Here is a 15027-nt window from a genome sequence, read left to right as displayed (position 1 = left end):
TTCAAGGAGATTTTCCACATGAGCGCCACCGTACTGGTTGCCACCGCAGGGCAAGGCATCCTGCGTTCCAACGACGACGGCAAGACCTGGCATCGCCTGGGGTTGAAAGAACCCATCGAGTTCGACGGCATCGTCCGCTCGCTTGTGGTGGACCCGCGCAATCCCGCCCGGATTTACGCCGGTGCGGATGCCGGCCTGTGCATCAGCGATGATGGCGGCGCTCACTGGCATCGCCCCGTGAATGCGCTCAACGGGCAAACGGTCTGGTCGATCGCCATCGACCCGCACGATTCCAGCGTTCTGTACGCCGGCACTGGCGCCCCTTCCCGTGCGGGAATCTTCAAGTCCACTGACGCCGGGCAAACCTGGGAGAAGCTCCCGCCGGAAATTCCCGAGTTCTGCGAAGGGGTCAACCGCCCACGCCTGCTGACCATCTGTGTCGAGCCCGACGACGCCAACAACGTGTGGTTTGGCGTCGAAGAGGGGGGCGCCTGGCGAAGCCGCGATGCCGGCGCGTCCTGGGTTCGCGTGGATGGTCCCGGCACGGCGATTCGTAACAGCGATATTCACGCCATTACGGTGCTGAGTGCGACCCAACACCAACCCAAGACGACTCTGTTGCTGACGGTCAATGCTGTCTACATCAGCGAAGACGACGGCGTGACCTGGGACGGGAAGCTCTCTCGCGACCGATTCGATGGTTTGTACTACACGCGCACCGTCACCCAGCTCGCACAGCCTGACGGCGACCTGCTCATGGCGGTGGGCGACGGAACGCCCGGGAGCAGAACCCGAATCTATCGCTCGACCGATCGTGGATACGAGTGGTCGGAAATGGCGCTTGCGTCGCCCCCCAACTCCACGTTCTGGGCGATCGGTGTCAACGCAGCGCAACCCGAGTTGATTTACGCCGGCACCAAGTACGGGCATCTGTTCCGCTCGCGTGATGGCGGTCGCCGCTGGGAGAAGGAGTGGCGCGATTTCAGCGAAATCACTGCGGTTGCGTGGACCCCCTTTGAGGCGCCCCTTGTCGCTCACGCCCAATCGACTCACTGACCGGAGAGACTTGCCGTGATGACCTTGCCTGAAGAGACGCTGCTTCGCGCAGACCTGGCGAACATCAACAACCTGCCGATGCGTCAACCGCGTGTTCAGCGCACGCACCTTTCGCTGTTCGTGCGTGACCCTATCCAATCCGGGAAATGGTATGCCGATGTGCTCGGCATGACGCAGACGGCCCGGGCGGAACAATGGGTATTCATGTCGTTCGGGCAGAAGCACCACGACATCGCTCTGATTCGTGCGGTATCCGACGCCGAGATCGGCACCATCGGCCTGCAGCACTACGGATTGGAAATTGCCGGTGACCTTCGCGAGCTGCGTCGCCTGTACGGGATGCTCATTCGCCGCAAGGTGCCCATCGTCAAGATTACCGACCACAAAGTGGGTATCGGCGTGTACTTCAACGACCCGGATGGAAACCGCCTCGAGTTCTTCTGTGAAACGGTCACCGATGACGAGGAAGGGAAGCGCGTTCTGAACGAGTACAACGCGCCGAGCGACCCCACCCAACTCGAACCGATCTTCGACTGACACCCTTGCGGTCTTCCTGCGCCACCGGTTTCGGCACGCCGCAGGAAGACCTGCCTGGCAACAAATACCAACCCTATTCGCTGGAGATTTCCCCATGAGCAAAGCCGCCAACTTCGAAGGCTTCCATATCCGTAAGTGGTACACCCAAATTGAGGATTCGCTGGCCAACGAGACCGGTGAACTCGCCGACGGCGAACCACTTCGCAAGATTGTGATTGCCGCTGCGGTGCATAACCCGTATGCGGGTCGATTCAGTCAGAACCTCGATGCACTGGTGGAGCCTTCGCCTGCGCTGGGTGTCGAGTTTGCGCGTCGCATCGAGGCGCTGGCTGCCGGGCGCAAGATCGAAAGCTATGGCAAGGCCTGTCTGGTCGGCACCGACGGCGAGTACGAGCACGGCAACGCGTTTCTGACGTCGATTTTCGCCGAGCCGATTCGCGCAGCTTTGGGCGGTGGCAAATCGTGGGTTCCGTCCAGCGGCAAGCGCGGCCCTATCAATACCGTCATTGATGTTCCGCTGGCCCACAAAGACGCGCTCTATGTGCGCTCGCATTACGACACCGTGACGTGCCTTTTCCCCGACGCACCGAACGCGGACGAAGTGCTCGTCATCTTCGCTTTCGCTACGCGTGGCCGCTTGCATGCCCGCCTTGGCGGCCTCAAGGCCAGCGAGATCGTCGGCAAAGACGGTCTCGTCTAATCGCACGATCGAGCGAGTCGAGCATGAACACGCTACCTGCAAAGGAAGGCTGGCTTGAGAGCGATGGCCTGCGCTTGCGCTATGTCAGTTGGGGGGCAGAGGATGCTCCGCCAATCGTCATGCTTCACGGCCTGCGCAGTTATGCCCACACGTGGGAGCCGGTGGCCGCTACGCTGACCGACCGCTACCGGGTCATCGCACTCGACCAACGCGGGCGCGGGATGAGCGATTGGGATCCGAAGCGGGACTACTACGCCAGCGCTTACGTCCGTGACCTGAAAGCCATGGTGAACGCGCTCGGGCTCACCCGCTTCGTCCTTGTCGGGCACTCGATGGGGGGTGCGAATGCGTTCGTATACGCCGGGGAATGCCCCGACCTGCTCGCTGGCCTTGTCATTGAAGACATGGGGCCGGGAGCGTCCGCGAGTTCGCAAGGCTCCGAACGAATCAAGCGTGAGCTGCAAGCGACTCCCGATGCTTTCCCGTCCTGGGCGGCTGCCAGGGCGTTCTGGCGACGCCAGCGACCGAACATCTCGGAAGCCGCGCTCGACTCCCGGGTGAAGTACTCCTTGAAGACGAGCGATGACGGACGGGTTGTCTGGCGGCACGACGCGGCGGGAATTGCCGTCGCCCGGGTCAATGCGAGCCCGGCGCAGTTGGTGGACCTCTGGCCGTATGTGACCTCCCTGGAGGCGCCAGCCCTTGTCATGCGCGGTGGGGACTCGGATTTCTTATCGGAGACCACGCTGAACGAAATGGCGCTGGTCAACCCGAACCTCTGTGCGACCCGCATCGCCGGTGCGACGCATTACGTCCACGACGACCAACTCGATGTATTCAATCGAGTGCTTGGCGACTGGCTCGACCGCCTGGACGACGCCGTTTGGCGGAAGGGGAACTGAAAAGTGAGTGAAGAAAAATCTCAAAGAACGTCGGTCGCCATTGTAGGCGCGGGACCCAACGGCGCAGCGATGGCGAACATGCTCGGACTGTACGGCATCGACACCGTCGTGATAGAGAAGACGCCGGCCATCGTTGAATTTCCGCGCGCGGTCGGCATGGACGACGAGGCGCTTCGCCTTTTCCAGACGGCAGGACTTGCCGACGAGCTTGCGCGCGACATGATTCAGAACGTGCCGCTACGGATGTACAAGGCAAATGGCGAGTGCTTCGCCGACATTCGACCGACCGTCCGGGAGTTCGGGTGGTGGCGTCGAAACATCTTCATGCAGCAACTGGCGGAAAAGACGTTGCGGGAGGGGCTCGCGCGCTATCCGCACGTCTCGCTTCGCACCAGTGAAGAAGTCACGGCGATCGCCCAGGACGATAGCAGTGTGACACTCACGGTCAAACGTGACGACGGCTCAACGTATTCGCTTGAGGCGGATTATGTTGTCGCTGCCGATGGCGGGCGAAGCCCCATGCGGGAGATGCTCGGCGTAAAGCTCGAAGGGACAACGCACCCGATCAAATGGGTCGTGGTGGACGTCAAGAACGCTGACCTCGAGCAACCTTGTACCGCGCTCAATTGCGATCCGCGACGTCCGAACGTCTGCATCTACCTGCCGTTCAACTACCGCCGTTGGGAGTTTCTTGTCTTCCCGCACGAAGACGAAAACGAAATTGCCCAACCGGAGTCCATTCGTCGTTTGGTCGCGCCGTATGTCAAGGACGTCGAGCGACTGGAGATTGTGCGGGCGCGCACCTACACGCATCACTCGCGTGTGGCCGATAGATTCCTGGTGGGGCGCGTTGCCCTGATTGGCGATGCGGCTCACCTGACACCGCCCTGGATTGGCCAGGGGCTGAACGCCGGCCTGCGGGACGTTGGCAATCTCGCGTGGAAGGTCGCTGCCGTCATCAAGGGGGTGCTGGCGCCAGGCGTGCTGCGGACATACGACTCCGAGCGGCGAGACCATGCGCGCGCGATGATCGATCTGGCAGACACCTTCGGGGCGATGCTGATGCCGACAAGCCGCTCGGTCGCTTTCTTGCGCGATAGCTTCTTCAGTCTCGCCAGGTTTGCCCCCGGTCTGCGGAACTACGTTTTGCAGATGCGCTTCAAGCCCATGCCTCGATACACGAACGGCGTGCTGGTCACGGGGCAATCGCCGATGCTCGGAAAAATGATGGTCCAGCCGGACGTCGAGACGGCCGGTGGCGTGCGCCGCAAGCTCGATGACGTGCTTGGCCCCTGGTTCGCCATTGTCGGGTGGCGACATGACCCGCAGTCGGCCCTCAGTCCTCAGGAGCGGGCACGGTGGGCGTCGCTGGGCGTGAAATTCGTGCAAGTCCAGCGCTCCCGTAGTGGCGCTTCAAGGGAAGGACGGGTCTGCAGCGCGTTCGGTACCGAGTGTGTAGAGGATGTCGATAACGCCCTGGCCGATTGGTTTGAGGCCTCAGGTCAGAGCGTCGCGCTCGTGCGTCCCGACCGCTATGTCGCGGGCCAGTGCCAGCCGTCCGATTTGTCCGCGCTTTCCAAAGCATTCGGAGAATTTGTCCCGCAGGTGCGATCGCCGGCGATGGAGTTGGGAAATGTTGCTTGAACAACGAACTTACACATTAGTCCCGGGCGGTGTTGCCGAATACCTGCGGCTTTACGCAGAGTTTGGCCGCGAGTCGCAGGAGCGGATTCTCGGAAAGATGCTCGGGTGCTACACGACCGAGGTCGGGATGCTGAATCAACTCGTCTACTTTTGGCCGTTCGAATCGCTGCAACAGCGAAGCGAGCGTCGTGCCGAATTGATGGCGGACGAGCGTTTCAAGGTGTTCCGCAGCAAGGTTCGACATTTGCTCGTCAGGCAGGAGAACCAGATTCTCCGGCAGGAAATCGGCCTGGAGCCTCGGGCTCTCTAACCAGCGCTGTTCGAATTCTTCCACGTTGCCGCATCGAGGCGCCGAGGTGAGGGCCTTTTCACCGAGAGATGGCGACGTCGGAAGAATGCCCGGGTTTGAAGCGTTACGTGGAACGTGTCAGTGGCCGTTTCAAAGGTGAGAGGTACTAGCAGTGAATGAATCCCCAGCACAGGCGCCGAGCGGACAGACGTTCTTCGGGCTGCCATATGAGCCGGATACCGCCTATGTGCCGCTGTCTCTCTATATCGACGGCAAATTCATCGGGGCTGGCTCGCGGCGGTCGCTACCCGTTTATGACCCGGCGACGGAGATGGTGATTGGCGAGCTGCCGCTTGCGGAGCGCGCCGATATCGACGACGCCATTCTCGCAGCCCAGCGTGCATTTGCGAGGTGGAAGCGTGAATCGCCCTTGGTGCGTTCAGACATCCTGCGTCAGGCTGCGCGACTCATCCGGGAGCGCGCCAGTCACATTGGCCGATGCATCACGCTCGACCAGGGCAAACCACTACACGAGGCCGTTGCCGAAGTGTTTTCGTCAGCCGAGTATCTGGACTGGCATGCCGAAGAAGGGCGTCGAATCTACGGTCGCGTGGTACCGCCCCGCAATCCTGACGTACAACAGACGGTACTGCGCGAACCCGTGGGCGTGTGCGCGGCATTCTCGCCCTGGAACTTCCCGTTCAATCAGGCGCTTCGGAAGGTGGCGGCCGCATTGGCGTCCGGCTGCACGCTCGTGTTGAAAGGTCCGGAAGAGTCTCCGAGCGCAATCGTGGCGCTTGCCCGCGCCTTCCACGACGCGGGGCTTCCCCATGGTTGCTTCAACATCGTTTGGGGCGAGCCATCCGAAGTTTCGACGCAGCTCATTGAATCTCCGATCGTGCGCAAGATTTCGTTCACAGGGTCGGTGCCCGTCGGGCGGCACCTGGCGGCGCTCGCGGCTGGCCAGATGAAACGCATGACGATGGAATTGGGCGGGCACGCACCGGTCATCGTTTGCGAAGACGCCGATGTGGCGCGCGCCGCAACCATGCTGGCGGCCTACAAGTTTCGCAATGCCGGACAGGTTTGCGTCTCGCCGACGCGCTTCTTCGTTCAGCGCGCCGTGTACGCGGACTTTGTCTCCCAGTATGTCGACGAGGTGCGCAAGATTCAACTCGGTCACGGGCTTTCGAACGGGGTCACCATGGGGCCGCTTGCCCACGGCCGGCGACTTACCGCGATGACCGGGTTCGTGGAGGATGCCAAAGCCCACGGCGCCGAGGTGGCCACCGGCGGACGTTCCCCCGAGGCCGTGGGGCACTTCTTCGAGCCGACGGTGATTTTGGCGCCGCCTCCGGAAAGCCGCCTGATGAATGAAGAGCCGTTTGGTCCGTTGGTCGGCATTGTGCCGTTTCAGGATATTGACGAAGCACTGGCCGAAGCCAACCGGCTGCCCTTCGGGCTTGCCTCGTATGCGTTCACCGATTCCGCGCGGTACGCGCACAAGATTAGCCGGGAGTTGGAAGCTGGCATGGTGAACATCAACCATTTCGGTATGGGGCCCGCGGAAATTCCCTTTGGTGGCATCAAAGACAGTGGCTTGGGTAGTGAAGGGGGAACCGAGACGTTCGATGGCTACCTGGTCACCAAATTCGTCACGCAAATGCATTCATGAGCGAAGCAATGAATATGAAGCTTAACGACATCTCTCTACAGCAGTCGAAGTGTTTTATCGGAGGGCAATGGGTTGACGCCGACGACGGGCATACGCTCGACGTCACGAACCCCGCCGATGGAACGGTGCTGGGAAGCGTACCGCGTGCGGGACAGAGCGAAACCCGCCGGGCGATTGACGCTGCGCACGCCGCATTCCAGACGTGGCGCGACGTGACGGCAGAAGTTCGCGCCCAGTTGCTGCGTCGCTGGTTCACGCTGGTGATGGAGAACCAGGACGACCTGGCGACACTGATGACGCTGGAGCAAGGAAAGCCCTTGGCCGAGGCGCGTGGCGAGATTGCTTATGCGGCGTCGTATATCGAGTGGTTTGCAGAAGAGGGGCGCCGCATTTACGGAGACGTGGTGCCGTCCCCCTGGGAAGACAAGCGGGTCGTCGTCCTGAAGGAGCCGGTTGGCGTTTGCGCTGCAATCACGCCCTGGAATTTCCCCGCGGCGATGATTACGCGGAAAGTCGCCCCCGCGCTGGCCGCCGGTTGCACGGTGGTTATCAAGCCGGCGTCCCAGACACCGCTGTCAGCCTTGGCGCTCGCAGTCCTTGCCGAACGAGCCGGTATCCCGTCTGGCGTTATCAATGTTGTCACGGGAAGCGCAGCCAGGATTGGCGCGGAACTGACGTCCAATCCGCTCGTACATAAGCTGTCGTTCACAGGGTCGACGGAAGTCGGACGGGAGTTGGCGGCGCAGTGCGCGCCGACGCTCAAGAAGCTGTCCATGGAATTGGGCGGGAATGCGCCGTTCATTGTCTTCGACGACGCTGATATCGACGCGGCAGTCCAGGGCGCGATTGCCTCGAAGTACCGAAACACCGGGCAGACCTGCGTGTGTACGAACCGCTTCCTGGTTCAGCGTCGCGTCTACGATGAGTTTGCGCAGAAGCTGGCGAGTGCCGTCGCCGAGCTGCGCGTCGGAAATGGACTCGACGCTGGCGTGGTGCAGGGGCCTTTGATCGATGCGGCAGCGATGGACAAGGTTCAGGCGCTGGTTGCCGACGCCGTGGAGCACGGCGCGTCGATCGCCGTCGGCGGGAAGCCGCACCGTCTGGGGGGAACCTATTACGAACCGACAGTGCTTCGGGACGTGACGCCAGCAATGTCGATTGCAGGCGAAGAGATATTTGGACCGGTGGCGGCGCTTTACGCGTTCGATTCCGAGGCCGATGCCGTTGCACTTGCCAACGACACCGAGTATGGATTGGCGTCGTACTTCTATGCCAACGACCTGCGCCGTGTCTGGCGAGTCGCCGAGCGAATGCAATACGGCATGGTCGGCATCAACACGGGACTAATCAGTACCGCAGTTGCGCCGTTTGGCGGAGTGAAGCAGTCGGGGATGGGGCGGGAAGGGTCGAAGTACGGTATCGAGGACTACGTACAGACCAAGTATCTTTGCATTGGCGTCTGAGGGAGAAGGGGGCACGAGCGTGCCCTCCGCCGTCAGGTCGCTTCGCCAATACGGGCGGCGGCTTCGCGAAGTATCTTCCCGATGGCATGTTCGTCGAAGAGGACAAAGTGCTCGGGGCGGAAGATGAGTGAGACGCTGCTCGTGACGTCCCCTCCGGATGCAGAGACGATGGGGGCGGCGATACCGACATGCCCGGCGTCCAATTCTCCTCGGGATATGGCATAGCCGGTCTCGACGATGTGCTGACAATGGCGCCAGAACAGCGTCCAGTCCTCGAAGTCGCCCATCGATTCCTTGTGCCGGTCGTGCAGGCGCTTCAGTCGAGGCCGTGACATGGCCGCGACGATCACCTTTGACGACGCCCCTTGAAAAAGGGGCATGATGCGTCCGCGGCCGAAACCGAGCTGGAGGTCTTCCATGCCATTCTCGTGCAGAACGTTGATGATTTCTTCGTCGTAGAGCGTGGAAATCAACCCCGTCCCACCGGTGACCTGAACCAGTTTTTGCACCACAGGCTCCGCCGCTTTGAGCATCGGGTCGGAGCGACGCATGTTGTAGTCGAGATGAATGATGCGAGGCCCGAGCGTGTATTCACCGTTGTGACTGACCAGGAGGCCCACCGATGCCAGTTCCTTCACGTACCGGTAGCAGGTCGTTCGGGAAAAGCCTAGCTGTTCGGCGAGGGCTTCAGCGGTCATCGACCTTTCCGATGACGAGAAGACGTCCAGAACCGACAGCATCTTGGTAAGGCTCGACATGGCGAAATCCGTGATTGAACGGTGGGTGGAAAATACTCTGAGGGTATTTTCCTGATAGCCGGGACAAATGCAAGTCCGCAGCTCGCTCGCCGTGAGATGCGCTTCCGTTTCATTGGCAGACGATTTTCCGGCGGGACGCCGGTATTTGATCGACGTTCCTTGCCTCTTCGCCGTCAGCTGCTTTGAAACTGCGCGGCATCCGAGAGCGGCCAATACTGACCTTGCAGACGTTCCCGCGTGAACGACGTAATGTCTGCCGTACTCAAGCCCACACTATCCACCGAGATGATCTGCTTCGCCAGATGCTGGTAGTAGGCTCGGAAGTGGTTCGCTCCCTTCAACGCAATGATCTGGTGCTCACTGACGTCGAGACCGTGAAGCGCGAACGGCTCAATGTCGTAGATCTGCTCCGAGCGCGAGGCCACGATGACATCGACACCATCGATGACGAGCCGGCACATCGCCCCCAGATCGAATCGCACGCCCGCGAACATGGCGCCGGGCCGGTTCACGAACTTTCCGTCGGTGATCGACTTCACGTAGGCGTCGGCTTCAATGGGCTGGCCTTGGTAGCGGCCCAGCTTGCCGCCCAGCGATACGCGAATCGTGGCGCCAACACCTGCTGCTTGTGCCTGTGCGACCACTGCGGCGTCGTTGATGGAAGCAAAGCAGGCGGTTCCCGGCGCCGGGCGGGCCGACAGCAACGCGCGCAAGAGATGTGTGCCGTCGCCGGGCGTGCCGCCGCCGGGGTTATCGGCATATTCGTTCACGACGATGGGGCCGACGGCGGCAGCGAGCGCCGTGGCGACGCCTTCGGCGGGCGACGGGAAAGACGGGCGAAACGCTTCACGATGGTTCCAGATCCAATCGGCGACTTCGTCCGCCAGAGCCTGAGCCTTTTTCGCGTCCCCGTTCGTCGTGCACACGACCGTGGGGCACGGGGCGGCAATATCCGCATACGGGAACCCATGAAACCATGAACAATCCACCACACCTTCCTGCTGCGCGAGCCGTGCGCAAAGGTCGTTGACGAGCGCCGGCGTGAAGCCGTCTTGCGTGGTGACGATGTAGGGCAGCATCGGCAGGCGTCGCATCGCAACGACGGGTTTCAGACGTGCGTCGAGGATCTGTGTCAACAACTCGACGGCCTCTACGCCACGGTCGAAAAAGTCTGTGTGCGGGTATAGCTTGCAGGGCAGCGTGATGTCGCAAGCGCTGCGCATTTCCTCCGTGAAGTTGCCATGCAGGTCATAGACCGCTGCGATGGGTACGCCGGGGCCGACAAGCGCTCTGAGCGCAGTGGCGAGATCGCCTTCGACGTCTTCCGTGCCGTGTGCAACCCCTGCGCCATGCAGCGCCAGCAATACGCCGTCGACGGGCAGCTTCGCACGGATGCCTTCGAGGATCTCGTGCTTCATCGACGCATAGGCGCTCGCCTCGATCGTGCCGGACGGCGTGGCTTGTCCCACAAACGTGTATTCGAGCGTGACACCCGCCTGGCGCGCGCCTTCGATGAAGCCGCCAACCTGATGGTTGGACGCCTCGAAGGCGACGGGAATCGCGTCGTGCCAGTATTGCTCGAACGCGCGTAACGGTGTCATGCCGGAGAATTCGGCCGCGTAGGTGTTGGTCTCGTGGATGATGCCGGCGACGGCAAACCGGACAGGGGTTCGTTCCATGGTCAAGGTCATGTTCTCCTGAGTCATTCTGACTAGGCTTATCGGTTCACCGTCTTCGGGTCGAAGCTCAGCGCGATCAGCGCGCTGATGACGAGCGAGCCTGCAATGATGAAGATCGCGGGGGCGGTGCTGTGATAGGTGTCGCGAATCCAGCCGATCAGGTACGGGCTGACGAAGCCTCCCAGGTTGGCCAGACTGTTGATGGCACCGATCGACGCCGCCGCCGTGGCGCCGCCGAGGAATGCCGTCGGCAACGTCCACATGATGGGCGAGAAGCTGATGATGCCAGCGGCAGCCACCGAAAGCGAAATAATCGCGAGCGTCAGATTTTGTGAGGCGAACACACTGGCGACGAGTCCGGCAGATCCGAGCAGCATGATGCCGGCCAGATGCCAGCGGCGTTCGCGCCGGCGATCCGAACTTCTGCCGACGGCGACCATTGCGACCGCAGCGACGCAGTAAGGGATGGCGCTGAGCAGCCCGACCTGAAGACCGCCCACTGCACCGGCGTCCTTGATGAGCGTGGGCAGGTAGAAGCCCAGCGTGTAGAGCGCCATCATCGCGGGGAACGTCATCAGGATGATCTTGCCGATGCGCACGTCGCGCACGATCTGCGACATGGGCATATGCGGGCGCCCCTGGTCATCCTGCGCAATATCGTGTGCGATCAATTCGCGTTGTGCTTGCGTGAGCCATTTGGCATCTTTGACGCGGTCCGTCAGGATCAGAAGCACACCGATGGCCAGCGGGATCGTAGGCAACGCTTCGAGCACGAACACCCACTGCCAGCCGGCATGTCCGCCGACTTGATGGAAGGTGTCGAGAATCCAGCCGGAAAGCGGGCCCCCGATAAGACCCGCGACCGGAATGCCTGCCTGAAAGATGGCCGTCATCTTCGCGCGGCGGCGATTGGGGAACCAGTACGTCAGAAAGAGAATGACGCCCGGGTAGAACCCGGCTTCCGCCACGCCGAGCAGAAAGCGCACCACGTAGAACTGCCACGGCGCGCTGACGAACGCCATGATCCCGGAGAGCAAGCCCCAGGAAATCATGATGCGTGCGATCCACAGGCGTGCGCCGACGCGATGCATGATCAGGTTGCTCGGCACTTCGAAAAGCATGTAGCCGACGAAGAACAAACCGGCGCCCAACCCGTACGCCGCTTCGCTGAATTGCAGATCGGCCAGCATGTTGAGCTTCGCGATACCGATGTTCACGCGGTCGAGATACGCGACCACGTAGCACAGCATCAGGAAGGGGATGAACCGCATGGCGACCTTCCGATAGGTCGCGTCTTCGAATGTCGTGCGCTCGATGCCTGCGCCGATGTCCGGTGTAATCGTTGCCTGTTGTTTCATGAGCCTAACTCCCGCGGCGGGTATGGACGTTCGTGGAATCAACTGGTCTGCAAGGCGGATTCCCCGCGTCGCGCCAGTGCCTCTGCATGGTCGTGAAATGCTTTGAGTTCTTCGGGGGGCACGAGCGAGCCGCCGGTCGACCAGATCACGTGAGTCGCCTGAGTCATGTCGAGGCCGTGCTGTCGAACGTAGGCCTGGCCCTCCGGCGAATCGCTGATCCACTGCGGGCCGCTAACGCCTGCCGCAGCAGACGGTTCGACCAACACCCCGAGACTGGACTTCAGTGCGCGAAGGTTCAGGAAAAGCGCCACATCCGAGACGGTGAACACGCCCGAGAGCTGCGATGCCATGAGCGGCGCCACCAGATGGGAGGCTTCGCCCACGGCCAAGCCATCGGCGTCGGTCTTGTTGTCGAGGCCGATGTCGTAGACGGAGACAGGTGTGTCGCTATGCGAGGCCAGTTGCACCAGCATGCAGGGGGACGCGACCGGTTCGACGAAGAAGCAGTGAACGTGCGGGCCGAACAGCGCTTTCAGCCCATAGGTGATGCCACCGGGCGCACCGCCCACACCGCACGGCAGGTAGACGAACAGCGGGTGTTGCGCATCGACAGGCCTGCCCGCGTCTTGCAATTGGGCGGCGAGGTGACGTGCGCTTGCGGCGTAGCCGAAGAAGAGCAGGTCCGAGCGCTCGTCGTCGACGAAGTGACTGTGCGGCAGTGCCGACGCCTGAGCACGACCGCCGGCGACGGCTTCCGCGTAGTCGCCGACATGCTCGATAACGCGCACGCCGCGCTTGCGGAGACGGTCTTTTTTCCAGGCCTTCGCATCGGCGGACATGTGGACCACGGTGTCGAATCCCAGCGCGGCCGCCATCACGCCGATGCTCAGGCCGAGATTGCCCGTGCTGCCCACGGCAACGGTGTATTGAGCGAAGACGGCTCGCACTTCCGGCGTGTTGAGACGGCGGCGGTCGTCGTCCGGCGAAATCAATCCGCGCGTCAACGCAATTTCCTCGGCGACCGCCAACACTTCGTGGAAGCCGCCACGCGCCTTGATCGAACCCGCCACGGGCAAGGCATCGTCTCGCTTGAGGAACCATGCACCCGCGCTGGCGGCACTGTCGCCCGACAGCGCGGTTTTCAGTTTGTCGGCGGGCATCAACACCGACTCGATGTGTCCGCCGGTGTCGCTCAGTTCGGGGAAAAGCTCGGCGAGAAGCGGCGCGCAGCGGGCCATGCGCTCTTGAGCGTCTTCGATCAGCGCCGTCGACGGGGCGCTCGAGGGCAGCGGCTGTCCGAGCCGGTCGTTCAACCAGAGTGCAGGAATCCTTGCTTGAAGCTTGGCTAATAGGGTTCCGAACTGGAGGAGGGCAGACATCATTGGCATTTTGCTCACAATTTACTGATACTTGGCACGATGCTAGCGTCTGGTTTCGGGTAAAAATAGCGCTGGATTCTAATGAACGCATTAGCTGGGCTAATTCATATGCAACTGGATTCATCCGTGCTCGGGGCGCTGCGATGCTTCGAAGCGGCGGCGCGACTGCTGAGTTTCACGCAGGCGTCGCGGTCGCTGAATCTCACGCAAAGTGCCGTCAGCCAACAGATTCGGCATTTGGAGGAGCGGCTTGGGTATCGGTTGTTCGTGCGGCAAGCGCGGAGTCTGAAACTCACCGGCAAGGGCGAGGTGCTGTTCGAGGTCACCACGCGCGCGTTGGGCGATATTCAGGCGACATTGCAGAGGCTCGGGCTATCGAATGCGCCGCTTCAGGTGAGTTGCCTGCCGTCCTTTGCGCTGCAATGGCTGATGCCGCGCCTGACGGAGTTCCACCGGCAGGAGCCGGACGTTTCCGTGCGATTGCGGGCCGAATTTCAGAGCGTGGACCGGCAGTCCATGCGTGTGGAAGACATCGATGTCGCCGTGCGCTACGACCCCACGACATACTCGGAGGTCCGGGCCGACGTGCTGCTCGACGAATATCTGGTGGCGGTCGCCACGCCGGAGTATCTGGCGGCCCATCCGGGGCTCGCGGACGCCACCTCGCTGGACGGCGTGGTGTTCCTGCACGACGCGTCGCCGTGGGTCGGCGCGGCGGAATTCGTCGAGTGGCGAACGTGGATGCGAGTGAATTGCCCCGACGGGCCGCGCCATATCGACGGCCCCCAATTCAACTTGTCGAGCCTTGCGCTGGCGGCGGCACTCAGTCACCAGGGCGTCGCCATGGGACGGACGGCACTTGTCTACGACGACATTCGAAGCGGCCGTCTGGTCGCGATCATGGGCAAGCCGGTGAAAGCGCCTGCGAGATACGTGCTGCTCTCTCGTGACCCTCACGACCGTCGAACCCTGATTTTTTCCGATTGGATCAAGCGGGAGTGCCATCGTTTCGATATCGAGCGGCACCGCTTGCTTCAGGAGTAATTCGAGAGGATATCGCAGCAACGCCTCCCGCTGTAGAAGCGGCCGCAGGCGCACTTATCGACGAAGAGAGCAACACGATTCGTGACGGTCGCGTTCAGTTTTGACTTCTGCGCTTAACCCTTACTCCCAATCCAGCGCTTTCTTGCCCCATTCATAAGCGAAACCGACCGCGAGAACGAACAGGAAGAACATCATGGCGATAAAGCCGGGCCAGCCCACGTCTCGCATCGCCACGGCCCACGGAATGGTGAATGCCAATTCGATATCGAACACGATGAAAAAGATCGCGACGCGGTAGTAGCGCACGTCGAACTGTTTGCGGGCGTCGCCGAAAGCGTTGAACCCGCACTCGTACGGGGAATTCTTCTCGGCGTCCGGACGATGTGGCCGAATCGGCTTTGCGACCACCAGCAGGCCCGCGCCGATGAGCAGAGCGACAATCAGAAACAGCAGGACGGGGAAGTATTCGGAGAGTTGCACCGGGGTTCCTTCATGAGGTCGGCACCGAATGTCGTGCCGGGCGGTGCGCGTTAGTGCCTTCGA

The 15027-nt window shown here is 61.7% G+C and carries 14 protein-coding genes; 9 read left to right on the top strand and 5 right to left on the bottom strand.

The features are described from left to right. Nucleotides 1–18: 18 nt before the first annotated feature. The 8 genes from PHO31112_RS01480 to PHO31112_RS01445 all read left to right on the top strand — a co-directional run bounded on the left by PHO31112_RS01480 (nucleotide 19) and on the right by PHO31112_RS01445 (nucleotide 8266). Complete coding sequence (locus PHO31112_RS01480; protein WP_150618861.1) at nucleotides 19–1056, top strand: WD40/YVTN/BNR-like repeat-containing protein; 1038 nt, start codon at nucleotides 19–21, stop codon at nucleotides 1054–1056. A gap of 18 nt (nucleotides 1057–1074) precedes the next feature. Beyond that, entirely contained in the window at nucleotides 1075–1593 is a 519-nt protein-coding gene (locus tag PHO31112_RS01475; protein ID WP_150618860.1) for a VOC family protein, read from the top strand. Between the two features lie 94 nt (nucleotides 1594–1687). After that, a complete protein-coding gene (locus tag PHO31112_RS01470) occupies nucleotides 1688–2293 on the top strand; it encodes an amino acid synthesis family protein (RefSeq protein ID WP_150618859.1) in 606 nt (201 codons plus the stop codon). Between the two features lie 23 nt (nucleotides 2294–2316). Further along, complete coding sequence (locus PHO31112_RS01465) at nucleotides 2317–3195, top strand: alpha/beta fold hydrolase (RefSeq protein ID WP_150618858.1); 879 nt, start codon at nucleotides 2317–2319, stop codon at nucleotides 3193–3195. Nucleotides 3196–3264: 69 nt separating this feature from the next. Continuing rightward, complete coding sequence (locus tag PHO31112_RS01460) at nucleotides 3265–4839, top strand: bifunctional 3-(3-hydroxy-phenyl)propionate/3-hydroxycinnamic acid hydroxylase (RefSeq protein ID WP_246177613.1); 1575 nt, start codon at nucleotides 3265–3267, stop codon at nucleotides 4837–4839. Then, entirely contained in the window at nucleotides 4829–5149 is a 321-nt protein-coding gene (locus PHO31112_RS01455) for an NIPSNAP family protein (protein ID WP_150618856.1), read from the top strand. Before PHO31112_RS01460 ends, PHO31112_RS01455 begins: the two co-directional genes overlap by 11 nt. Nucleotides 5150–5348: 199 nt before the next feature. Further along, nucleotides 5349–6803 (top strand): NAD-dependent succinate-semialdehyde dehydrogenase, encoded by a 1455-nt coding sequence (locus tag PHO31112_RS01450; RefSeq protein WP_150619240.1) that lies wholly within the window; start codon nucleotides 5349–5351, stop codon nucleotides 6801–6803. 8 nt (nucleotides 6804–6811) lie between these two features. Beyond that, entirely contained in the window at nucleotides 6812–8266 is a 1455-nt protein-coding gene (locus PHO31112_RS01445) for an NAD-dependent succinate-semialdehyde dehydrogenase (RefSeq protein ID WP_150618855.1), read from the top strand. Nucleotides 8267–8298: 32 nt separating this feature from the next. On the opposite strand, the gene PHO31112_RS01440 is transcribed toward PHO31112_RS01445, so the two are convergent. Genes PHO31112_RS01440 through dsdA form a run of 4 tightly spaced genes read right to left on the bottom strand, consistent with a single transcriptional unit; the run spans nucleotide 8299 to nucleotide 13449 of the window. Next, nucleotides 8299–9237: an IclR family transcriptional regulator gene (locus tag PHO31112_RS01440; RefSeq protein WP_246177611.1), complete on the bottom strand. Its 939-nt coding sequence runs from the start codon at nucleotides 9235–9237 to the stop codon at nucleotides 8299–8301. Continuing rightward, the gene (locus tag PHO31112_RS01435; RefSeq protein ID WP_150618854.1) at nucleotides 9198–10703 is read right to left on the bottom strand and encodes a M81 family metallopeptidase; all 1506 of its coding nucleotides are present in this window, start codon (nucleotides 10701–10703) and stop codon (nucleotides 9198–9200) included. The genes PHO31112_RS01440 and PHO31112_RS01435 overlap by 40 nt, the downstream gene beginning before the upstream one ends. A 38-nt stretch (nucleotides 10704–10741) precedes the next feature. Beyond that, nucleotides 10742–12061: an MFS transporter gene (locus tag PHO31112_RS01430; protein WP_217426997.1), complete on the bottom strand. Its 1320-nt coding sequence runs from the start codon at nucleotides 12059–12061 to the stop codon at nucleotides 10742–10744. A gap of 38 nt (nucleotides 12062–12099) precedes the next feature. Then, entirely contained in the window at nucleotides 12100–13449 is a 1350-nt protein-coding gene (gene dsdA / locus PHO31112_RS01425) for a D-serine ammonia-lyase (RefSeq protein WP_150618853.1), read from the bottom strand. A gap of 99 nt (nucleotides 13450–13548) precedes the next feature. On the opposite strand from dsdA, the gene PHO31112_RS01420 reads away from it, so the two are divergent. Then, nucleotides 13549–14484, top strand: a complete 936-nt coding sequence (locus PHO31112_RS01420) for a LysR substrate-binding domain-containing protein (protein WP_150618852.1) — start codon at nucleotides 13549–13551, stop codon at nucleotides 14482–14484. 120 nt (nucleotides 14485–14604) lie between these two features. Here PHO31112_RS01420 and PHO31112_RS01415 read toward each other — a convergent pair whose 3' ends face one another. Then, nucleotides 14605–14964 (bottom strand): NADH-quinone oxidoreductase subunit A, encoded by a 360-nt coding sequence (locus PHO31112_RS01415; protein ID WP_174995458.1) that lies wholly within the window; start codon nucleotides 14962–14964, stop codon nucleotides 14605–14607. Nucleotides 14965–15027 lie beyond the last annotated feature (63 nt).

The organism is Pandoraea horticolens, from assembly GCF_902459555.1.
Lineage (GTDB): Bacteria > Pseudomonadota > Gammaproteobacteria > Burkholderiales > Burkholderiaceae > Pandoraea > Pandoraea horticolens.
This window is presented reverse-complemented; position numbering and strand designations above follow the sequence as displayed.